Raw genomic sequence first — 22,074 nt, forward strand, 5'->3', positions numbered from 1 at the left:
TCCGATCAGGGGTTGCGCGTGGTGGACGGCGTGCCGTTGGGGCGGAAGCTGGTCGGCAGGGCGGACCGCGGGATGGGCTTGGTGAGGTCGTCCGGGACGCCGTTGGCCTTGGACCAGGTCCTGAGCTCCTGGTTGGTGCGCTGCTGGGCGAGGCTCGACCAGGCGTCGATCGCCTTCATGGCCATGGTCAGCTGCTTGTCGGCGACGGCCTTCGTGGTCGCGGCGTGCGCCTGCGTCTGCGCGTCCAGCCGGTGGCGCTCCATGGCCAGCTTCTGGTCGGCCTTGTCCTCGGCGAGCACGCGGTCGCGGTCCGTCCAGAGCTTGTCGCTCGCGTCGGAACCGTCGTCGGCCCGCTTGACGAACCGGTCGTAGAGCGTCTCGGGGCCGAAGCTGGACAGCAGCTTGACCACGACGGGGAGCAGCTCGATGCACAGGAAGAGCAGGAAGAGCGCCTGGTGGGCCTGCCCGCCGCTGGGGCTGTTGTTGGTCAGCCGGTCGAGCGCCTCCAGCCGGGCCAGCAGACCTGTGTCGCCCGCGGTCGCGGTGCTGCCCCGCTTCTCCAGATCCTCGCGGTCCTTGCGCAGCCGGTCGAGGTCCGCCTGCACCTCGGGGAGCCGCTTCTTCGCGTTGTCGATGTCGGTGGAGGACCCGTCCTGGACGCGCTTGGTCACCTTGGCGGTGATCTCGTCCAAAGTGGACTGCGCCTTGTCCCGGACGCCCCTGGCGTCGTCGGCGGCCTGCTTCTTCTGCCGGTAGGACTCGCCGTCACCCTGGACGCTGGTGCCGCAGGTCCCGTCGAACTCGCACTGCGCCAGCCTGCTGGCCTCCTGGAAGGCCTTCTCCGCTGTGTCGAGGTCCGCCTTGGCGGCCTTCACGTCCGGGTCGTCGGTGATGGTCGTGGTGGACCGGCCGGAGATGACGGCGAGGAGCTTCGCCTCCTCTCCCTCCAGCTGGGTGATCTTGCCGTAGGCCTCGTCGTACTTGGCCTGGTTCGCCTTGGTCGTCTCGGCCTGCATCGCGATCAGCTCGCTGTTGATCTCCGGCTCGAAGATCTTCAGCACCATCGGCATGGAGATGATCGACCCGATCACCACGGCGAGCAGCACCCTGGGGACCGCGGCGAACAGGTTCAGCAGCCAGCCGTTGCCCCGCGTCATCGTGACGACGAGCATCCGGTCCAGGTTGAAGATGATCACGCCCCAGGCGAGGCCGACGAAGGCGGCCGCGAGCAGGGGCAGCTCCAGCACCGAGTACATGGCGAAGAACGCCGACACGGCGGCGACCCCGGCGGTGCTGAGCAGCACGCCGCCCATGGCGGCGTGCTTGTTGACGTCGCCCGGCGCCTTCTGGAGGATCGAGACCCTCGCGCCGGACAGCCTTGCCAGCCACATGGAGAGGCTCATCGCCCCGCCCCTTCCCCATCGCGGTACCCGAGGTCGACCTCGGGTGATTCGGTCAACATCGCTTGCAGGTCCAACGGGAACCCGACTCCTTGCGGGGCGGGCACAGCGGGCCAGGAGACACCGTTCCCGCCGGTGGTGAACAGCTGCGGCACCTCGGGTGGGAGGTCGACCCGCGGCAGCGGGAGCAGCTCCAGCCCCGGAGGTCCCGGCACGTCGAGGACCGGCCAGTGCACCTGGGGCATCGGGATCGGCAGCTGGTGGACCCCGGGCGGCGACACCACCCGCACCGGGCCGAGCTCCCGCTCGTCGACGCCGAGGTTGTTGCCCGCCCGGACCCTGATGCGGCCGGACGTCTCCGGCTCGACCGGCGTCCGACCGCGGCCGGGTCCCCCGTCGACACGGGTGGACCGGGAACCGGCGACGACCTCGACCCAGTCCGCCTCCAGCGCCTCCCACTCGACCACAACGGACTGTCCACTGAGGACCATCGTGCGGTCCACCCTGACCTCCCCGAGCCGGGGCGGGACGAGGGACTCCCCGAGCAGCCGCCGCAGGCGCACCTCCCACTCGCGCGCGGTCGGCCGGTCCGCGGGGTTGCTGCCCAGGGCCCGCCTCAGCATCGCCATGCCCTCGGTGTCGAGGCGGGCGGCGGCGGCGTCGGGATCGGTCTTGACCGACGAGCCCGTGCCGGGCGACAGGCAGCGCAGGATGAACAGCCCGAGCTTGTAGTGGTCGGTCGCGAGGGTGAGCGCACCACCCTCCGGCGGCAGCCAGTCGGGCGCGTCGAGCTGCCTGACCTGGGCGACCACGCCGTTCGGCCGCACTGCGTCGCAGTCCAGGAACATCACCATCGGCTCGGCGTCGAGGCGGAACACCTCGTTCATCGCGTTGATGTCCCCGAACACGACCTTGAGCTCCTCGTGCAGGAACGCGAGCCCACCCGCGAAGTCGCGGCAGACCCGCAGCCGCTCCTCGTCGGTAGGTGCCGGCCGCCCCACCTGGACCGCCCGCGCCGGGTCGATGAACAGGTTCTGCACCTCGCGCAGCGACTGCTTGACGCCCGCGTTCCGCTGCACGCGGTCGAAGTAGGCACCGGGGATGCGCGGCATCACGATCCCGACCGCCTGCCCGTTCTCCTCCACCACCCGCACCGGCCACGCCGCGATCGAGTCCAACCTGCCGCGCGCCACCACGTCCAGCTTGTTCCGTGCCGCCACCACGCGCCGCAGACTGTCCGGCGACCCGTGCACCGCCCGATACCTCTTGTAGACCAACGGTCCCGGCACATCCGGGTAGGTCAGACCGGGCAGGTCGAAAACACTCGCCTCACCCCCCTTGCCGAGCTGACCACCGATCCGACCGAGCTCCGCAGGTGTCACGGACATGGCGGTGCCGGATGAGGAACTCCCCACTTATGCCTCTCCTCAGCTAATGGCGACACGCAGCAACGACCGACGCAGCACAACCCACAAGAACAATGCGAGCCCTTGGCCCGTTGTCCCCTCTGGATCGGCGCGTGTCCGAAGTGGTGTCTCGCGGGGTCAATCGAGTGACCGCCACCATTCGTTACCGCCAGTCGGATGGACTTCGGTGGACGAAATCCGGTCAAGTGGGCAGAAGCTGGGTAGAACGAGGAACTTTATTGGTCACCAATGTAAATTGGGAGCCGTCGAATGACGCGGTGAGGGCACCTGAGCTGTGTGTTCGGAGAAATCAAGGCTTCCGCGTGGTCGACATCCGCAATAATGCGGCTTTGGCTTCAGGTGAGTCGCGATTGCGGGTTTCGAGCGTCCGCCCGTTCGCTCACATGTGGAATAGACCCCGTCAGAGAACCTTCTACCTGCGTGTTCGGGAAGAGGTGACACCGTTGGGGTGAATCGTGACACCACTGCGGCGGAACGTGTCGTGCGTTCCGGCTGGAAAAAGCGACATGGGAAATGTCGAAGAGTGCGTCGGACTGGTCTGCCTTCAGCAACCCTGTTGGGTGAACCCCGCCCAGCACTCGATGTCGGGGTAGTCGAACTCCGGTGACGGGGCCAGCCCGCGGAGGTAGTCCGGCATGGAGGCGGGGTAGGTGCGGCCGGGGTCGAGCATCCACAGCTGAGCCTTGCGCAACGCGTCGGCGGGAGGCAGTCGTTCGGTCGAGAGGTAGTGGTAGAACAAGAACATCAGGTGTGCCGTGGTCCGGCCGGAGGGTACCCGCCACAGCGAGCCGATCACCGTGCGAGCCCCGATCGCGAGGAACGTCGTGGACAGGCTCAACGCCTCGTCGTAGTCGGTCCCGGACACGCTCGTCGTGCACCCGGCGAGGTTCACCAGGCCCAGAGGCAGCACCGCGGTCGGGTTGTGGGCCAGCAGTCGTCGTGCCGACAGCGTGCCCGCGGCGAGCCGGACCTCCGAGCGCAACGGGCCGCGCATGTCGGCGACCGCGTGGCATGCCAGGTGCAACGCCGGCAGCGGAGCCCCCAGCAGGGCCAGGACTTCCTCCGGTGTGCCCATCCCGTCCTCGGCGGGTCGCCACGGCCGCGGCGGCTGACCGAAACCGCCGAGCAACGAGCCCTCGGGGTAGAAGGCGTCCCGAATCGCCTTGGCCTCGTAGGCGCCGGTGGGCAGGTCCCGTGCGGGGTTCCCGATCAGCGCGGCCCTGCCGCCGTCGACCTCGTCGCGGGCCACTAGATCGCGGAACAGCCGCGCGGACGGCACGTACGAGACGGGTACGTCCTGCACCAGGTACCTCTCCGCACCGTCGATCATCCGACGCGCGGCGTGCCACGGCACGAGCCCGAGCGGTCCGACCGGAACCAAGACGAGCCCGCCGTGCTGCTCGCCTGTCCGCGACAACTCGCCACCTGCGACGTCCCAGGCCCACGAGCACAGCCTGCCGAGCTCCGCACGCCACCGTGCCACGCTGTCGACGTCCCGCACCTCGTCGCGGGCCTCGTACGCGACGCGGTAGCTCTCGACCGCAGTGTCGACCCGCAGGTCCGGCAGTGGACGCACCCGGACCTTGCCGTGGGCCGGCACCAGCAACGCCATGCCGTCGTGGTGCTCGTTCGTGGGCAGCAGGTACACCAGGCAGCCCGATCCGTGTGCGCGCAACGAGTGCTGGATCTCCTCGACTGACGGCTGGTCGACCAGTTCGCCGCGGTGTTCGGCCAGTTCCCGCAACACGGTGCGGCGCAGCATCCCCCAATCGTCATCCGGTTCCTGCCAGTCCGTGAGCAGCGCCTCGTCCCGGCCGTCGGCGGCTGTCCACTGCTCCGCCAGGTCGTGACGCCCAATCGCGGCCAGTTGATCCGCCACGGTCCGGCCGGCGTTGACGGCTTTGAGCACCAGTCCGCGGCGAGCGTCCACGACGGCGACGAGGTCGTCGACCGCCTCGTCCCGCAGGCACCACGCGGTGAGCTCGTCCACCATCGCCGTCGCGTTGCGCGCCATCTCCAGCGCGTGCTCGCTCCCCGACTGCACCAGCACCTTCCACGCGGTGGCTCGCAGCGCCTCACGCCCGATCCGCCTGCTGAACGCCCGATCGCCATCCTCGTCCCGCCTGCGTAGCAGTTGTGCGAACGGCATCGCCAAAGTTCCGAAGGTCGGGTCGAAGGCGTCGAACCGCTCCCAGCGTGCGAGGTTGCCCTCGATAGCCAGATTCAGCGCTTCGCGGTTCCAAGGCTCCAACTTGGACAGCGCCTCGTGGGCGACGACGCGCACGAACTCGACCGGGTCGACGCCCATCGCGGGGCTGTGCGACTTGGCGGGCATCCGGTCCAGCTGCACGAGGACGTCGCGGATCGCGGCGGGGTCCGACTTGCGGACCGCCGTGTTTATCCGTTCCCCCAGTCTCAAGGGGACCATCAGGTGCTCCAGCCAGAAGCCTGTCCGTTCCTGTTCCGCCGGTAGGTCGGTGTTGGACGATTCGACCAGCCGGTGCAACACCCTGCCCATCTCGACGATGGGTGCCATCGAAGGCGTCTCGGGCAACGCCGACAGCAGGCGCCACGCATTGTCGACCTCCTCGAGGAACTCTGGTAGATCGGGATTGACGTTGAACGCCCGGAATACGCGGAAGAATGCCTGCATGGCTTCCTGCTCAAGCCGATCCTCCGGCGTCTTGTCCAGCTTCTTCTTCTCGTCGCCAAGGATGTCGATCGCCAAGTCGAGTGGTCCGAGCCCTTGGGTCCGGTTTCCCGTCAAAGCACTCGCCATGCCGATCATGCCGACGAAGCCGGAGTGGAAATCGGCGAGCGCGGGTTCTTCGAGGGCGCTCTTGATGGCGGTGAACGTGGCGTTGTCGTCACCGTTGACGGCGCGGAGCACGTTGGTGAAGAACTCCAGCAACGCGTTCATCAGCAATGTGATTTCCCCAGGCAGATCCTCGAGGTTCGCTGCGGTGCCCAGCATCCTCACGATGTCCTCGAGGAAGGAGGGGGCGTCGGCGGCTTCGACAACCAGCTCCAGTGGCGTGTGCACTGTCAGGCTGACCCAGCCCTGGGCGACGCTCATCGCGAGCCGTGCGGCGCTGTCCGACATGGAACCGGTGGCCAGGTCCGCGTCCACCGCTTCCTGTGCGCTGCTCAGCCACTGCGCCACCGGATGTATCACCGCGAACCGCGCGAGATCAGTTCGATCGCCTTCGAAGAACGTCGCGGCGAGCCGGAATCGCATCAGGTCGTGCTCGACATCCTTGTCCGGCAGGGCGAGCGAGAGTGCGCGAGTCGTGCAGTCGACCACCCGCTCGGAGTGCTCGGACTCCCCGGTCAGCCGATGGAGTTCGTCGTGCGCCTGGATGATGGTCGTCCAGGGCACCCAAGCCCCGTCCTCGGTGGGGTCCTGCTGTTCGAGGCAGCGGGACAGCCAGCCGGTCGCGGCGCGGAGGTCGTCGATGTCGTCGTTGGCCTCGCCGCGGTCGTAGAGGAGGGTTCCGCACCACTCCCACACGTTCGGGTCGTCATCCTCGGCCGCGCGGACAAGGGCGTCGATGATCCGGTCGCGGACAGGCCCCTCGTCGTCGGGGTGGAGCAGATCGAGGAGGCGGGCCAATTGCTGGTGGTGTTCCGGCAGGTCCTCCTCAGCGATGACCGCTTCGATGGCCTTGACGGCGTCGTCCAGCGGTGCCGTCCCGTCCAGCAGGAAGCGCTGCCTGCACACCTCCGCGAACAGGGTGAGGTCGTCGGTGAACAGCGAGTAGTGCGGGGGGAGAAGCGGGATGTTGTCCACCAGCAGGTTCAGCGCGCCGCGCAAGTCGTCGTGGTCTCCACCCGCGTCCCAGCGCAACGCCAGCACACGGGCTTGGCGGATGCGGATGGCGGCGGCGATCTCCGGGAGCGCCGACCGCTCCGCCAGACCGTCAAGGGCATGTGGGAGTCCGTCCCGTGCGGTGGGCACGGCCTTGGCCCGTTCGACGAGGATGAGGGCGAACTCGAGCAGTGCCTCGCCGGCCTCCGAGTCGTCGGTGTACGGGAAGGCCGCTGCTCGTTCGCCCCAGAGGACCGCCTCGTCCCACTCCTCGAGCAGTCCGAGGGCCGTCGCCAGGCTGAGCATCCACGCGCCGAGCATCTCGTCGTGCGGCACGGAGGACGTCCCGTGGCGCAGCAGGGCGACCGCGTCGTCCAGCTGCGAGGACAGGTCCCCGTCCTCGACGTCGATGCCGAACATCCGCAAGTGCCCGATCGCTCCCGCGTAGGAAGGCTCGACGTTGTCCGGATCGGTGATGAGCAGGTGCGCCAGTCCTCCCGCCACCTCGCGGACTTCCTCGTCGGACCACTCGTGATCGGTCGTTCCGCTCACTGCGCTTCCTCCCGCACCTCCCGCATCCACTCCCGCCACGGACCGTCGTACCGCTTGACGTGCATCCTCGTCGTGGACTCCGTCGAGAATCCGGAGAACCTGGTCAGGGTCGTGTAGTCCTCCACCCGGCCCGCTTCTCCCCATGGCCGGTGCGGGCACACCTCCTCGACCGGACGCGGACCGTCGTCGCACGAACAGGTTTCCGGGCGGTCCAGGTCCACCGCACGGCGCACCTGCTGGGCGGGTGCGCGCACCACGACGGCCGCCACGAGGCTCGCCTTGGCCGAGTTGACCACCCCTCGACCGATCGCCAGCCGGAGCTTGCTTGCCACTAGCCGGACCGCACCGTCCCGTTGTGTCCACAGTGGAGGAAAGATGCTCCGGGTGAGCAGCGCGCCGTCGAGATCGAGCGTCAGCGCGTCGCGGACGTTCGACCGCACGACGGCGAACGCCGCGGCTGTCCCGGCCCGCTCGACCAGTTCGGGCAGCTCACCCGCCGGGCCGCGCAACCTCCGGTCGACCCGACGCACCCGGTCGACCAGGAACGCCATGCCCTCCTGCGCGTCAGGTGGTCTGCACCCGGTGAGCCAGGCCGTCAGCACCTCCTGCTCCGGCGCCCTGGTGCCGGCGAACAGTTCGACCAGCACCCACCGCGCCACGTGGTCGGCGTGCAGGAGCAGCTCGTCGGCGGTGCCGCCGACGGCCCCGGTGAGGGCCGGGCTGTCGTGCTCCACCGGCACCTCGTACCTGCCGCCGAACTCCATCGGCGAGAGGAATTCCGGATGCAGCTTGCCGAAGATCTTCTCGGTCGACTCGCCCGCTTCAGGGCCGCCGAGGAACCGGGCGAATTCCAGCAGTCCTTTCAGCACGTCGGGTTCGGCGCCGCCCAGGGTCGTGGTCATGGCCCTGCGCAACGACGTGGCGAGCTGCGCCCCGTGCGCGGCCACGACCTGCTCCGACGCGGCGACACCGCCCATTTCCGCGATCGCCACCCGGTAGGCCGCGATCTGCCCCACGACGTCGGCGTTGCCCAGCACCGGGTAACCGGCGTCAGGCCCCGGGGCGACCTTGAGCCCGGCCCGGTGTCGAGCGGCGAGGATATCGCCTCGGTCGAGCACTGCGACGACGTCAGCCGTCAGGTCGTCCGCGTCCCGGCCTCCGACCGCTACCACTGCGGCCGTCACCATTCCGATGAACATCGGCGGCTGTTGCCGACGTGCGCGGACCTCCCTCTCCGTCCTCGCGGCCACGATCATCGGACCTACCAGGTGCTCGTCCTTGTCCTTGAGCAACCTGGTGGCGATGGCGACCCCGACCGGGACGTCGCCGAACGCGAGCAGTCGGGTGTAGACGTCCGCGACGTTCGCGAGGTTCTGCTGGACACCGGCCAGCCTCCCCCTCACCGACAGCAGCGCGACGGCGAACTGGGGATAGGTGTCGGGCGGCACGGTCCGGCCGCGCCGATCCAAGTGAGCCCAGACCCTCCTCCCCAGCGCGGTCATCTCCTCGGCCAGCGCGGCCGTGGTGCCGTACTTGGTGATCAGCCGGTCCACCAGGTCCGGGGGCAGGTCGTCGGCGACCTGCGAGGCCGCGGCGCGCAGCCGGCCTTCGTCGAACGGATGGTCAGCCATCGGTCCTCCCTCCGGTGCGGAACCTCAGCGCCGGTTCACCGGTCCCTGGATCCAGCGGCAACACGGCGATCACCACCTGCGGTTCGGTCGGCTCGGGGACCAACGGCACCCAGTCGCCGTCGCCGTCGTCGAACCCGACGAGCAGTCGCGGGGCCGATCCCGGCGACCCGGTCGCCCGCACCACGACCCCCGTCTCCTCCCTGCCCGCCACCGGATCCCATTCGCGGTAGACGCTCCACCGGACCTCCTGGTCCACCATGGCCAGTGCGGCCAGGTCGACCGGCAGCAGGACGTCGTGCCAGACGACCTCTTCCGCCTCGTCGCGGTACAGCTCGACCGCCATGGGCCGCGCCCGCAGAGCGGCGACGAGACCGAGGCCCGCCAGCGACGTCCACAGCCCGTTCGTCCAGGTACCGGACCTCATCTCGACCAGGGGACGCGCCAGCACCCGATCGCGGTACGGCGCCCAAGTCCGCGCCAGCGCCGTCACCTCGTCCAGGGTGAGCCGGGTGCACCGGGCCTCCGGTCCGCCACCCACGAGTCCGTTCACCACGGCCATCAGCGGCCCGCCCAGCAGCACCTCCTCGTCCTCGGTGAGCCCGAACCCGATGTCCACCTCCACGAACGTCGGTGGGCCGCCCGTGTCGTCGGCGGCGAATGCGCAGGCCAGCCCCCGTCGCGGTCGACCGAACACCGTCGGTTCCACGGTGGACAGCGTCACCTGCACCCGGCCGGGGATCGGAAGGTAGTCGACCCGTGCGAACCCGTCCCACGCCGTCAGCACCGGTCTCCTGCCCGACGGACGACTCGACCCCATGGGGACAGCCGTCGCCTGCCCGCGAACAACAGACCTCGCGCGTCCGACCCGCCGCCAACGGATGTCAGCGAGATCCGATCACGCGACGAGGCGTGCCCCCGAGGGCGCTTCGCGGCGTGGTCGGCCGACGAGAGGCGGAGCCCATGTCCGGACAACACGAGGGAACGACACCCGAAGAGAGGCGCCGGAGGCGGAAGGCCGCCATCGTCCGGTGGTCCGCCGCAGGGCGCTGGGTGCTGCGGGTGGCCCTGCTGGTACACAAGGTCGTGGAGATCGTGGTGGACTCCTTCCCCGACAGCTAGCGCGAGGTGGTCCGGCGCCCTCCTCCGGCGCCGGACCGCTCGCTCCCCGAGGACGCGTGCGGGGCGTCGACGCACGCGAAGGCGCGGAGGTTCCTTGCTGTGCACGGGATCCCTTCGACTGCTCAACCGAGCACGACTCGGCGATTGCCACCGGGCCTGTCCGCCGTGGAGCGGGGTTTGCCGGACGCGGGGATGGCGCGGTCGCGGAGCTGGCGGACCTCCTCGACCCTTTCCGGCGCCGATCGCAGCAGGGGGACGACGTTGTGGAACGAGCCGAAGTAGTAGTCGAGGGGCACATTCGCGTCACCGACACGCACGGCTTCGTAGCCGATCTCGGCCACCGCGGCCTGCAAGTCCGAACCGGAGAAGCCGTCGCTGAGGTGCACGAGTTTCTCCAGCACCTCCTCGGGCACCGGGACCCTCAGGTACTTGCGCAGGTAGATCTGGATGATCTCCCGCCGTTCCTCGGTCTCCGGCAGGTCGACGAAGAACATGTCGTCGAACCGGCCGCTGCGCAGCAGTTCCGGTGGCAGCGAGCGGACGTCGTTGGCGGTGGCGACCACGAACACCCTGGATCGGGACTCCTGCAACCAGTAGAGGAACTGTCCGACCAGCCGCGTGGTGACACCGGTGCTGTCGGACCCGGAACCCGCCAGGCCCTTCTCGATCTCGTCGATCCACAGCACGCAGGGCGCCACGGTATCGGCGGTGTTCAGCGCCTCGCGGAACCTGTTCTCCGACTGGCCGACGTAGTGGCCGAGGATCGACCCCATGTCCAGTCGGTAGAGGGGGAGCTGCCAGTCGGACGCGATCGCCTTGGCGGACAGCGACTTCCCGCAGCCGGGCACACCGACCAGCAGCACGCCGCGCGGCGGCCGCATCCCGCGGTCGCGCAGGTCCATGGTGAGCAGCGGGCGTTTGCGGTCCAACCACTGCCTCAGCCCGGAGAGTCCGCCGACCTGGTGGTCGCCCGCCTTCAGCGAGACCCGCTCGATCCCGGACAGCTCGCTGAAGATGGAGTCCTTGGCCTGGCTCAACCCCAGCAGGTCCTCCTTGGTGACGGACTTCTTCACCACGAACGTAGCCAGGATGTTCAGCGCCTCGATCTTGGTGACACCCGCCAGGATCGACGCGGCCTGGTCGAAGTCCGCGGGCTCCCACTCGATCCGGATCGCGCTGGAGTACGGGTGGAGGAAGACCTCGATCTCGTGGCGCATCTCGTCGAGGTCGGGCAGGTCGAGCGAGACCGCCATCCCCATGCGCTGCAACGAGTTCCACACCGGGTCGGAGGTGATGACCACCATGCAGCCACCGTGCTCCTCGGCGAGCGTGGCCAGGTCGGCGAAGCGCCGGGACACGTCGTTGTCCTCGGACAGGTGCTGCACGTCGGTGAAGACCACGGTCAGGTTCGACCTCGCCTGGAACCATTCGCCTGCCAGGTCGAGCGCGCCGAGCAGCGACTTGTCGTCCGCGACGACCTGCTTGGTCTTCAGGTCGCGCAGCCCCTGGCTGAGCGTGTGCACCATGATGTCGAGTTGCTTCCGCTGGGCGAGCTCGCCCAGGATGTCCAGCACGCGCCCGCGTTCGACGGTCCGCACGGTCACGAACGGGATCCGGGCGAGCAGGTACGACTCGATCCTGGCCTTGGTCTCCGCCCCGTTGGGCATGCCTGCTGTTCCTTTCAGAGGATGACGCGTCGGCCGGTCGTGGTACCCGGCGTCCTGGCTGGAGGGCGCTTCCGGGTCAACGCGGGTACCAGGCTGTTCATCCGGATCGCTGACTGGAGTTCGATCGGTGCGTGCCGGGCCGAGTCCTCCAGACTCCGCTGCGCCGAACGCACCGTCTGTTCGAGGGCCTCAGCCAGGCTCTTCCTCAGCTCGGCCGGGAACCGGGGATGTTCGGTGAGGTCGCGCAGCGGGGCGAGCAGCGTGCGGGCGTTGCCCAGCACCACCGCGATCGTCGTGGCGGCCCTGGCCGGGTCCATGGTCAACAGCTGCTGGTCGCGCCGCAGCGCCTCGCTCCACCGGCGCTGCCGCTGGTGGAACGCCTCGGCGACTTGCCGCAGCAGCCGGTCCGCCATCTCCGGCCCCATCTTCTCGTCGATGACCGGCAGGTGGTCGAAGGGCAGGTCCTCCCCGCGGCCGAAGGCCTCCAGCCAGCTCTTCCACGCCGCGTAGGGCCCGGGAGTGCGCAGCACGGCGTTACCTCCGCCGGTGACGCCGGTCGAGGAACTCCGCGGGCGGCAGCAGATCCCACTGGGGCAACGCCAACGCCAGCTCGCCGTCGACTGCCGCCTGCCGTGCGATCGCGGTCCCACGCTCCGGCGAGGCGTCGTGCCGCGGCCGGTTCTCACCATCCAGCACAGGTCCTGGCATGTGTCACGCTCCTCGCTTCTGGTCCGGGGCCAAGGCCGCGAACGCCGTGCTGTTGAGCCCTTCCACGTACTGGCGGAACCCCTGGGCCGCGGCCAACTCCTGTTCCCACTCGGCGCGCAGGTCGACGAGTTCGGCGATGCCGCCCCGCAGCCGGGCGAGCGCGACGGCTTTGCGCTGCTCCCCTTGTCTCCTGATCTCGGCCCGGCGGGCGGGCAGGCCACGGGCCTGCACGGCCGCCCAGCCGCCCAGGCCCCCGGCGACGAGGATCATGAAGACCGCGAAGCCGACGCTGCCGCCGAACGCCGACAGCAGGGCGAACAGCAGCGCGAACCCGGCGCCGATCGCGGCGGCCAGCGGCCCGCCGGTGAACCTCACCTTCGCCACGGCCCGATCGGTCTGGCGGTCGATGTGCCTGGCCAGGCCCGCGACGAGGTGCTGTTCGCCGGTGGCACCGTCGATCGTGCCGCGCCACCCCTCGAGAGTGACCTCCACCTCGGAGGGCACCGTGGCCAGGTTGCCCGCCTCGAGGCGGCCCGCGGCCTGCACGATCCAGTCCCTCGCCAGCGCCACCGCGAATCGGCGCGTGCCCAACGACGCTCCCGCCTTCTCCGCGTGCAGCGCGGCATTGCTGATCAGCGTGAGGAAGTCGACGGTGGCCTCGTGCAGCGGGTCGGCCACGCGCATAGCCGTCGCGGCGGCGACCTTGTCCCCATCCGCGTCGATGATCGCCTGGAGCGTGGCCTCCTTCCGCCGCAGCGGCGCCTCCTCGAGGTCGAAGTTGGTGACCAGCTTGGCGAGGATGTCGTCGACCCGCTTGTGCAGGTCGTCGCTCTGCGGGACGGGGCCGGAGAACATCTGCCGGAACATCGCCTCGGCCGCGCCGTGCACGGTTGCGCCCTCGTACAGCTCCTTGAGCCGCGGCCAGGTCGGGCTGATCGACGGCAGCACCGTGTAGCGCGGGTCGACCGGCCGCCGCAGGGTGTCGAGCATCTCGGCCCACCTGCCCACCTGCTTGTCGACGATCCCCTGGTCGGAGCAGAGGCGGTCGTACCACTCGCTCATCTGCTCCAGCACAAGGGGTTTGGCCTCGTGGCCGAACGCGCCCGTGCTCACCGCGTCGAGGACGACGGTGAACTCCCGGGACAGCTTCGACGGATCCTGCCTGGCCGTGTACTGGCGCAGCCACCGTGCGGTCGCCTCGTTGCGTTGATGCCTGCGCAGCACCAGGGCGAAGAACAGCGATGCCTTGTCGTTGTCCCGGCGCACCGCCTCCCCGAGCGCCTTGCCCGCCAGCGCCTCGTCATCCCGGATCCAGGCCGCGATCGCCACCAGCGCGGGCGCGAGCCAGTAGTTCGGCGTGAGCAGCATCAGCTCCTCGGAGAGCTGGCGCATCGTGCCGTGGGAGACGATGCCGACGTCGAGCGCCTGCAGGGTGCCGGTGGCCAGCCTGCGCACATCGGAGAACTGGCCGAAGTTTGTCGTCAGCTCTTGGCGCACCTCGATGATCCCGGTGGACGCGATCTGCAGGTTGTGCCGCAGCTCGTCGCGTCGCGTGTACTCCTCGAACCTGGCGCTCAGGTCCTGCAGCTCGCTGCGGGTCTGGTCCTGGGTCGCGGCCACCTGCGTGATGGAGCCCTGCAGCACCAACTGCTGCCTGTTCAGCTCGACCTGCGCGTTGCTGACGTTGTTCACCGCGTTGATGAGGTTTCTCGCCTGGGCATCGCTCATCGCGTTGTCCATCAGTCACTCCCCAGTGCGACGGTCGAGCCGTCGGGTCGTACGCAGACCATCCGGTCGGCGTAGACCTCGATGGCGAGGTACGCGTCGGAGGAGGCCATCGTCCTGGCCTTCTCCAGCCCGCCCGGCAACTCCTGGCCGGTGCGGTAGTGCTCGATGATCCCGCCGTCCGTCGCCAGCGTGTGCACCTCGAACGGGGGCCCGAGGTGGCACTTGCCGACGATCCCGATCGGGACCGCGCAGTACTTCTCGTGGAACTCGCGGCGGATGTCGTCGACCAGCTTCCCGACCTCCACCGCCCCGATGCGCCCCGAACCGTCCAGCGCCCGGATCGCCCGCAGGTAGGAGTCGGACCGGCGGGCGGTGCGCATGCGCCCACCCGCTCCGGCGGTCGACCTCGTGGTCGGTCCGGACAGGCCGGTCGACGTCGTGGTCCTGTTGATCAATGGCCGCGGCACGACACCAGCTTCCTGAGCAGTACTGTCCATTAAGGGCCGATTCGGAACGGGGCGATCGTCGTGGGAGTCATCGTGCCGAGCTCGCGAACCATTACCGGTCTTGATCGGTGTCGAAAGAACTTTGGTTGCAGGACAAGGGATAGAGTTACTACGATTCACTCGTCCGGGCTAATTTTCCGCTAATTGCGGAATATGAGCGACCAAACCGTGCTCGCGGCGGCCGCGGCCCACACCACGATGATCGCGATCGATGTTGCCCGAGCCACCGTGCACGAGGTCGGCGGTCGGCCGGTCGTCGTGTCGCCGGTCGTCGTCGACACCAAGTGGCGCAACAGGATCACGCCGGATTTGGTGCGCCGCCCATACACGTCGACGATGTCGCCCACGGCGGGTGGCGACGGTGCCCACCTACCCCGGACGGCGCACTCGTGCTCGACCCCGGTGATGTCCTTGACCCACAGGAACCGCAGATCTGCGGTTCGCGACAGCACAACGGCCCGCATCGGCAGCACCAACGGCCACAGCACCGAACCTCCCGCCAGCCGTCTGTCGTCGGTGGGGAGGGTCGTCCGGAGCAGTACGCCCAGCACCACCAGGACCACCACGCACAACGCCGTGACCAGCAATGACCGTTGTAACAGGGCGAGATTGCCCACCAGTGGCGCTGCGACCAGGCCGCACAGGGTGAGCACCGCGGCGGTCGCGGTCAGGGCTGTGGTCCTCCGCCCCACTGCCGGCACCTGGCGGACGACGCCGAACCGGATCACCGTCCCGGTCGTGACCCTGCCGGGTACCACCACGTCCTTTCTCGACCGCGGAGGAATCGACGGGACATCGACAACGGGATTGGGAGAGGAGGATCCCCCGCAGGAAGGACATTGGACATCCTTGCTGCTCAAGGGTTTTCCACAAAGCGGGCAGTAGGTGATCACAGCTGTGGACTCCTCACCATGCGGCGCAGGGAGAAACATCGGGCCGAGTGTCGGCGATTGTGTCGGGTGAGTGGGAAATCCGGAAGTTGCCGACCAGGTCGAATTCCGGCGAGCATGAGGAGGATCCGTCACCTATGGACGACTCGCCGCTGTGGGGGCCGCCGCGGGCTCCGGGGGCGCCACCACCCCCACCTCTGCCGCGCTTGGAGGCTCTCGAACAGCTACCGCCACCGTCCTACGACCCCGTACCACCGCCGGCCCAGCCGTCCCGGACGAACGGCCCGGTGATCATGCTCATCGCGGGCATCGCGGCGTTCCTGGTCGTCGCGGGAGTGGTCGTCGTGATCGCGATGCGCGCCGACCGCACCACCGATGCGGCCGCGGTCGACGGCGCCCCGATCCCGATCACCTCGACTTCGATGTACAGGCAACCGGCCACCGCTATTCCGACCACGAGGACCACCACGCCGCCCCCCTCCACGACGATCCCGCCCGGCTACCGCGAGGTGACAGGCCCCGGCGGCATCATCGTCGGCATCCCACGCGACTGGCAGGTCAGACCCGGCGCCGTCCCCTCCAACCAGCAGGCCGACGACCCGACCTCACCGGGCGACCTCCTGCGCTTCGGCGGGAGCCCCTCGACCACGTCGTCCCTGCTGGAGTCCGTCGCGCAGAACGAGACCGACAACAGCGGCATCAAGGACGGCTACCAACGCCTGAAGCTGCAACGCGCGTCCACCCAAGCCGGCCTGGAGGCCGTCGAATGGGAGTTCCTCTTCGCCAAGGACGGCGGCACCAGACACGCTCGCGGTCTCTTCTGGCGGCTCAACGGCACCGACTTCGTCGTCTACGCTTCAGGCTCCACCACGACCTGGCCCCGAGTGCAACCGGTCTTCGAGGTGATGGTGAGAACCGCCGGACCGAAGTGACCCTCGTGGGCAACCGATGGACATCGCCTCGCGCCCGCTTGACCGCCGGACCTTGACGCGCGTTCGGCGCGACCTGGTTCTACCAGCGGAAACGCTTGATCCGCAGCGGCGCGCGTGGGTGTGGTCGCGTCGACCGCGGGTCCGTGCGCTTCGCCGCTCCCGCTCAGTACCCTCCGGGCATGAGCCGCGCCAGGCAGACCGTCACGCTCACCGCAGACCTCGTGATCCTGACGATCCGGGACGGCACCCTCTGCGTGTTGGTCGTGGAACGGGGGAACGAGCCGTTCGAAGGGCGGCTCGCACTGCCGGGTGGCTTCCTCCGGGGAGGTGAAAACCTCGATGAGACCGCCGCGCGGGAACTCTGCGAGGAGACCGGCGTCAGGGCTGAGAAGCTCCACCTCCAGCAGGTCGGCGTCTACTCGGATCCTGAACGGGATCCCCGGCGACCCAGGGTGGTGACGTGCGCCTACCTGGCCATCGCGCCCGACCTGCCGCTGCCCACGGCGGGCTCCGACGCCCGGTCCGCCCGGTGGGCGCCGGTTGGCGTGGTCGAGAGCACCGGGTTGGCGTTCGACCACGACCAGATCCTGCGAGACGCGGTGGAACTGGCGCGTGCCGAACTCCAGTTCCGCACGATCGCGACGGCGTTCTGCGGCGATGACTTCACGATCGGTGAGCTGCGCGAGGTCTACGAGGTGATCTGGGGGGTGACGCTGGACAAGCCGAACTTCCACAGGAAGGTCACCGAGGCGGACGGCTTTCTCGTTCCGACGGGTGGCAAGCGCCCCGTCGCCAACGGCCGTCCGGCCGCGCTCTACCGCGCCGGCGACGCGGAGCTGCTCGCACCGCCGATGATGAGGCCGCGGTCGACGACACCTGAGCGCTCGCGCGGCCGCTGAGCGCCGCGACCACCACCAGGGCGAAGGTGGCGGCCCGCACGGCGACACCGGGCGAACAGTAGATCTCCACGATGCGCTCTGCTGGTTTGTCGTAATGACAATTGGCTCAGCACAGCCAAGTCATGCCGTCAAACCACTTGATGTCATAGTGACAATAACCTAGTCTGATGACATGACGAACAGCGATGGCCGGAGCGTCACGACTCGTGTGTTCACCGCGGACGTGGTGTTGTTCACCAGGAGGGGAGGCGAGCTGCTGGTCCTTGCCGTGGAGCGGGGCAAGGAGCCCTTCAGTGCGGCGCTGGCGCTACCCGGCGGCTTCGTGGAGCCGGGGGAGAGCGCCCTGGACGCCGCCGTGCGCGAGCTGGAAGAGGAGACCGGCATGGAGGTAGAGCGCAAGCGCCTGCGGCGTTTCGGCTACTACTCGGAACCGGGAAGGGATCCGCGCGGGTGTGTGATCAGCGTGGCGTTCCACGGTTATGCGGCCGGTGTTCCCGAGGTGGCCGGCGGTAGTGATGCCCGCACCGCGAGCTGGTTACCCGTGGCAGACTTCCTGTCGGGTGCCGTCGAGGTCGCCTTCGACCACCGCGACATCGTCCGCGACGCGGTGGTCAGGAAGTTCGGGTGGTGTCCGGTTTCGGCGGAGGGGGCCGCAGCATCGCCGGGTGCAGCAGGTGCGCGGGCCCGCGGCGGTAGAGGGCGGCCGGACGCCCGCTCTGACGGCTCGTCTGGGCGCCGGTCGCGACCAGGAAGCCCTCGGTCCCGGTGACCTTGCGGTTGAAGTTGCGCGGGTCGAGCGGTTCGTCCCACACGAGCTCGTACACCTGGCGGAGGTCCGCCACGGTGAACTCCGGCGCGCAGAACGCGGCTGCCAGTGTCGTGTACTCGATCTTGCTGCGCGCTCGCTCCACCGCGTCTTCGACGATCTTCTTGTGGTCGAAGGCGAGTTCTGTTCGCTGGTCCAGCGCGGTCGTGGCGGGTACCCAGGCGGCTGACCGGGCATCGCCGCCCGCCGTGGGCGACGCCAGCTCCGGGACGAAGGCGAGGTAGCAGACGGTCACCACGCGACGGCGCGGATCCCGGTTCGCCGCGCCGTAGGTACCGAGTTGCTCGAAGTGCAGTCCTGCCAGTTCAAGGCCGGTTTCCTCGGCGAGTTCGCGGCTGGCGGCGTCGTCAAGGTTCTCGTCGACGTCCGAGAGGAAGCCTCCGGGAAGGGCCAACTTTCCCCGGTAGGGCTCGATACCCCGTTCGACCAGCATGATCTGCAGAGCGCCTGCCCGCACGGTCAGCACCGCGAGATCGACGGCCAACGCGACTTCGGGGATCTTCCAGGATTTGTCGACCATGATCGTCGCTTTCGGTGACTGCGGTGGTGATCGTTCGGCGATTATCCGTCCACTTGCAACATTTTACCCGCAGATTTGGGGGGAATCATGATCGTCTTTACTGTCATATTGACGAGAACTGCGGATCTGCGTTAGCGTCTCGCGCATCACCGGGCAGTGCCCCAAGTTCTCCTCGCGTTCGACATCTCCTGCGATGAGCGCTGCCGACGGAAAGCCAGACCCAGCTGAGCCGCGGACCCGCTCTCCGCAATCCATTGGCGTACGACGAATGCGGATCCGCCCACGTGGAACCGCCTTGGAGTGATTTCGATGTTCGTGATCCTGACCGCGCTCGACATCGAGCACCGAGCGGTGCTCGCCCACCTGACCGATGTCCACGAGCGGACGCACGCCGCGGGAACCGTGTTCGAGGTCGGCACGCTCACCACCCGACCGGGCCGCCAAGTGGCGCTCGGTGTGACCGGGCCGGGGACCACGACCGCCGCAGCGTTGACGGAACGCGCCCGCGCCGAGTTCTCCCCGACCGCAATGCTGTTCGTCGGCGTGGCAGGAGGACTGCGCGACTGGCTGGAGATCGGTGACGTAGTCGTGGCCACCAAGGTCTACTCGCACCACGGCGCTCGCAGCGAGGACGGTGCGGACTTGGCGCGGCCTCGGTCCTGGGACGCCTCGCATGCGCTCGAGCAGAGGGCGAGGCGGTTGCCCCGCAACGACTCCTGGTGCTCCTACCTGCCGGACAACGAAGGACATGCGGGACCCGGTGTGCACTTCGACCCGATCGCCGCCGGCGATGTCCTGCTGAACTCCAGGACGTCACCGCTCGCACGGACGTTGAAGCACAACTACAACGACGCGGTGGCCGTCGAGATGGAGAGCTCGGGTTTCGCGCACGCGGCCCACTTGAGCGGCAACATCCCGACGATGACCATCCGAGCCATCAGCGACCACGCGGACGGCACGAAATCGGCCAGCGACCGCCAAGGCACCCAAGCTCTCGCCGCCCGCAACGCGGCCGCGTTCGCGATCGCCCTCGTCGCGGCGCTCGACGACGCCTCCGAAGGCGGAGCGGCCCGAAGCGCACAACCGGACATCCCTCCGCTGCCCACGATCCACAACACCAACTCGGCGAGCGGCGACGCCCGTGTAGGCCAGCAGGCCGGCGTGCAGATCGGCGACTTCCGATCCACGTGGACGGGGAACGGGCGGTGAACGGCGAATCGGATGCGAGTCCCGCAGACGAGAGCGCCTCGCCGAAGGTCGACAACCAGAACACGGCGTCCGATGGCGCGCAGGTCGGCCAGCAGGTGGGCTTCCAGGTCGGTGACACCACGATCCACCAGGACAGCTACACCTACCACGTCAACCAGGACGATCCGCCTGAACGCAGGCACGATGTAGCCCGCAACCTCCTCGACGGCGGCGCGCCGCGCCGGGCGGAGGAGATGTTCGCGGCTCTGATCAGGAGCGGGTGGATCTCCACCGAGAGGGCCTACTACTACACGCTGTCCATGATGAGCGAGCGGTCGCTGACGGAGTTGTCCGGCGAGCTCCTCGACAACGTCAGGGAGATGCACAAGTACTGCTCGTCGTCCCTCGCCGACAGCTGGTCGGACGCTTTCAGCGTCGTCTGGGACCTGCTCCGTCGAGTGCGCCGGGAGGTCGGGGAACACAAGGGGGAAGAACGAACCGACGTGGCTGCGGTCCTGAGCGCGCTGCCGCTGCCCCGTCAGGAGGAGATCGCCCGGCACATGGACGTGATCCTCAAGGGGCTGGACCAGGAGTGGTGGGAGTCCGATCTCAAGCTGCACATGATGCGGGAGCGCATCGTCCCCGAGCGCGCGAGCCAGTCCGCGAAGTTCTTCGAGGCCGACCCGGCGGAGCCGAGGCCGTACCCGCCGTACCCGATGATGTCGAAGCCCGGCGACGGGCCGCGTGTGTTCCTCGGTTCCCTCGGACTCCTCGTCGGAGTGTTCCTCCTCGTCTCGGGGCCGCTCAGGCTGGGCATCGTGCCGGAGTTGTTGTTGCTGACGGCGGGGTTCCGGGGCTTGTTCAGGCACGGTGTCGTACTGGAGCTCATCAGGAGGTCACCTGGCGCGAACAGCCAGGACTTCGCGCCGCCTGGTGGTGGCGACGACATGGCGTGGGAGGACGACGTCCCGGCGCGGTCGGGGTTCGGCAAGAACATCGGGTCCATGGTCGACCGCCTCTTCAAGAGGACTGGACCCGGAGGTGCTGCTCCGTCGGAAAAGGAGGGCGAGGCGCCGTACAAGGCGTACCGCGCCTACTTGAAGAACCGCTTGGTCAAGTCGTACCGACCCCACGAAGTCGAGCCCGTCAACCTCAGGTGGCTGGTCGAGTGGCACGTGGCTCGGGCACGTGGTCCGCAGGCCCAGGACGGACCCGACGACAGTGGTTCCGGCACGGTCCTGCGCTTCTTCCTCGGCTTCCTCGCGGTGGTGGCGGGGTTGATCGACGCGCTGTGGGCGCAGGACATTTGGGCGGTGTTCTTCCTGGCGTCCGGTGGCTGGTTCGCCGTGAAGCACGGGGTGAGCGTCGAAGCCACGAGGAAGGCGAACCACGCCGCGGCGGACGCGGCGGACGCGTTGTACCGCGAGGAGTTGGATGCCTACCGCGAGCGCGTCGAGGAACTGGCGGACCGGCCCACCGACGCGCAGATCGCGCGGTGGCACGCCCTGGACAAGTTCTACCTGGTGTCCGACGTCATCAAGCGCGTTCAGGTGAAGCGGGACCACGTCCTCGAATACGTCGTGCTGACCGAGTGCGCGCCGTTCGCCCGGCGCAGCCGCTTGCAGGACGGCCCACCGCGGTACGAGGCCTACACGGTCCACATGCTCTTGCTCACCTGGAAGGGCCTGCGCCTGGTCAAGGTCCGACTGGATGCGTTCACGGGCGAGGCGCAGAACGAAGTGCGCTTCATGTTCAGGTACGACGCAGTCGTGTCGGCGAAGGTGACGGAGAAGGGCACGCGCACCACTGCCGTGGATGCCGTTCGCAGCCCCGACGTGGAGAACTTGAGGAGCAAGGAGTTCCGCCTGGTCCTCAGCAACGGTGAGGCCATCGAGATGAAGGTGAACACCTTCAAGAGCTGGCAGCACTCCGCCCAGGAGAGCGAGTCGGACCTGATGGACGTCGCCTACGAGACGTCGGGGATCGAGAACGCGCTGCCCATCCTCGAAGCGATCGCGGCGGAGGGCGAGGGCTGGATCGCCCACGAGCAGGAACGCCGCAAGCAGTGGTCCCACGAGTGGGATGAGGTCGCGGCCGTGGGGTGAGAGCCCGGCTGCGCCATCGCTCGCGCCGGGACTCGGTGCGAGCGGATCGACCAGGCCGCTCAGCGGATTCGCCGTCCGCGCCCAACCTCGGCAGAACGAGGGCGGCACCCGTCGGGGTGCCGCCGTGGAGACGACCCATGACAGTCACCCTCATCGCGTCGGCAGCCG

17 protein-coding genes and 1 pseudogene are annotated in these 22,074 nt (G+C 68.7%); 6 read left to right on the forward strand and 12 right to left on the reverse strand.

The window, feature by feature from the left end; genetic code table 11:
* Nucleotides 1-5 precede the first annotated feature (5 nt).
* The 5 genes from CLV43_RS40310 to CLV43_RS40330 form a co-directional block, all read right to left on the reverse strand.
* Nucleotides 6-1,403, reverse strand: coding sequence for a DUF4407 domain-containing protein (locus CLV43_RS40310; protein WP_106194995.1), 1,398 nt, complete (start codon nucleotides 1,401-1,403; stop codon nucleotides 6-8).
* A complete protein-coding gene (locus CLV43_RS40315) occupies nucleotides 1,400-2,623 on the reverse strand; it encodes a protein kinase family protein (RefSeq protein WP_146175102.1) in 1,224 nt (407 codons plus the stop codon). The genes CLV43_RS40310 and CLV43_RS40315 overlap by 4 nt, the downstream gene beginning before the upstream one ends.
* 748 nt (nucleotides 2,624-3,371) lie before the next feature.
* Complete coding sequence (locus CLV43_RS40320; RefSeq protein ID WP_106195001.1) at nucleotides 3,372-7,187, reverse strand: CHAT domain-containing protein; 3,816 nt, start codon at nucleotides 7,185-7,187, stop codon at nucleotides 3,372-3,374.
* Nucleotides 7,184-8,818, reverse strand: coding sequence for a hypothetical protein (locus CLV43_RS40325; RefSeq protein ID WP_106195004.1), 1,635 nt, complete (start codon nucleotides 8,816-8,818; stop codon nucleotides 7,184-7,186). Before CLV43_RS40325 ends, CLV43_RS40320 begins: the two co-directional genes overlap by 4 nt.
* Nucleotides 8,811-9,602 (reverse strand): hypothetical protein, encoded by a 792-nt coding sequence (locus tag CLV43_RS40330; protein ID WP_106195007.1) that lies wholly within the window; start codon nucleotides 9,600-9,602, stop codon nucleotides 8,811-8,813. Before CLV43_RS40330 ends, CLV43_RS40325 begins: the two co-directional genes overlap by 8 nt.
* A 176-nt stretch (nucleotides 9,603-9,778) precedes the next feature.
* Between CLV43_RS40330 and CLV43_RS48210 the strand changes: the two genes are divergently transcribed.
* Nucleotides 9,779-9,937 carry a hypothetical protein gene (locus tag CLV43_RS48210; RefSeq protein ID WP_170156230.1) on the forward strand — a complete coding sequence of 53 codons (159 nt, stop codon included), beginning with the start codon at nucleotides 9,779-9,781 and terminating at the stop codon, nucleotides 9,935-9,937.
* Nucleotides 9,938-10,059: 122 nt separating this feature from the next.
* On the opposite strand, the gene CLV43_RS40335 is transcribed toward CLV43_RS48210, so the two are convergent.
* The 6 genes from CLV43_RS40335 to CLV43_RS40355 form a co-directional block, all read right to left on the reverse strand.
* Nucleotides 10,060-11,604 carry an AAA family ATPase gene (locus tag CLV43_RS40335; RefSeq protein WP_106195010.1) on the reverse strand — a complete coding sequence of 515 codons (1,545 nt, stop codon included), beginning with the start codon at nucleotides 11,602-11,604 and terminating at the stop codon, nucleotides 10,060-10,062.
* A gap of 14 nt (nucleotides 11,605-11,618) precedes the next feature.
* A complete protein-coding gene (locus CLV43_RS40340) occupies nucleotides 11,619-12,134 on the reverse strand; it encodes a hypothetical protein (RefSeq protein WP_106195013.1) in 516 nt (171 codons plus the stop codon).
* Between the two features lie 4 nt (nucleotides 12,135-12,138).
* Nucleotides 12,139-12,312 carry a hypothetical protein gene (locus CLV43_RS48215; protein ID WP_170156231.1) on the reverse strand — a complete coding sequence of 58 codons (174 nt, stop codon included), beginning with the start codon at nucleotides 12,310-12,312 and terminating at the stop codon, nucleotides 12,139-12,141.
* Between the two features lie 3 nt (nucleotides 12,313-12,315).
* Entirely contained in the window at nucleotides 12,316-14,040 is a 1,725-nt protein-coding gene (locus CLV43_RS40345) for a hypothetical protein (protein WP_146175103.1), read from the reverse strand.
* Between the two features lie 11 nt (nucleotides 14,041-14,051).
* Nucleotides 14,052-14,507 (reverse strand): hypothetical protein, encoded by a 456-nt coding sequence (locus tag CLV43_RS40350; protein ID WP_146175104.1) that lies wholly within the window; start codon nucleotides 14,505-14,507, stop codon nucleotides 14,052-14,054.
* A 179-nt stretch (nucleotides 14,508-14,686) separates the two neighbouring features.
* A complete protein-coding gene (locus CLV43_RS40355) occupies nucleotides 14,687-15,274 on the reverse strand; it encodes a hypothetical protein (RefSeq protein WP_146175105.1) in 588 nt (195 codons plus the stop codon).
* Between the two features lie 449 nt (nucleotides 15,275-15,723).
* Here CLV43_RS40355 and CLV43_RS40360 point away from each other — a divergent pair, with 449 nt between their 5' ends.
* The 3 genes and pseudogenes from CLV43_RS40360 to CLV43_RS50560 all read left to right on the forward strand — a co-directional run.
* Entirely contained in the window at nucleotides 15,724-16,368 is a 645-nt protein-coding gene (locus tag CLV43_RS40360; protein ID WP_106195025.1) for a hypothetical protein, read from the forward strand.
* Nucleotides 16,369-16,547: 179 nt separating this feature from the next.
* Nucleotides 16,548-17,267 carry an NUDIX hydrolase gene (locus CLV43_RS40365; RefSeq protein ID WP_106195027.1) on the forward strand — a complete coding sequence of 240 codons (720 nt, stop codon included), beginning with the start codon at nucleotides 16,548-16,550 and terminating at the stop codon, nucleotides 17,265-17,267.
* Nucleotides 17,268-17,439: 172 nt separating this feature from the next.
* A pseudogene (locus CLV43_RS50560) lies at nucleotides 17,440-17,853 on the forward strand (NUDIX domain-containing protein); the annotation flags it as partial.
* A gap of 25 nt (nucleotides 17,854-17,878) precedes the next feature.
* Here CLV43_RS50560 and CLV43_RS40375 read toward each other — a convergent pair.
* Nucleotides 17,879-18,613, reverse strand: a complete 735-nt coding sequence (locus tag CLV43_RS40375) for an NUDIX hydrolase (RefSeq protein WP_106195033.1) — start codon at nucleotides 18,611-18,613, stop codon at nucleotides 17,879-17,881.
* Between the two features lie 309 nt (nucleotides 18,614-18,922).
* Here CLV43_RS40375 and CLV43_RS40380 point away from each other — a divergent pair, with 309 nt between their 5' ends.
* A complete protein-coding gene (locus CLV43_RS40380) occupies nucleotides 18,923-19,822 on the forward strand; it encodes a 5'-methylthioadenosine/S-adenosylhomocysteine nucleosidase family protein (protein ID WP_106195036.1) in 900 nt (299 codons plus the stop codon).
* Nucleotides 19,819-21,906 (forward strand): hypothetical protein, encoded by a 2,088-nt coding sequence (locus tag CLV43_RS40385; protein ID WP_146175106.1) that lies wholly within the window; start codon nucleotides 19,819-19,821, stop codon nucleotides 21,904-21,906. The genes CLV43_RS40380 and CLV43_RS40385 overlap by 4 nt, the downstream gene beginning before the upstream one ends.
* Nucleotides 21,907-22,074 lie beyond the last annotated feature (168 nt).

Source organism: Umezawaea tangerina, from assembly GCF_003002815.1.
Lineage (GTDB): Bacteria > Actinomycetota > Actinomycetes > Mycobacteriales > Pseudonocardiaceae > Umezawaea > Umezawaea tangerina.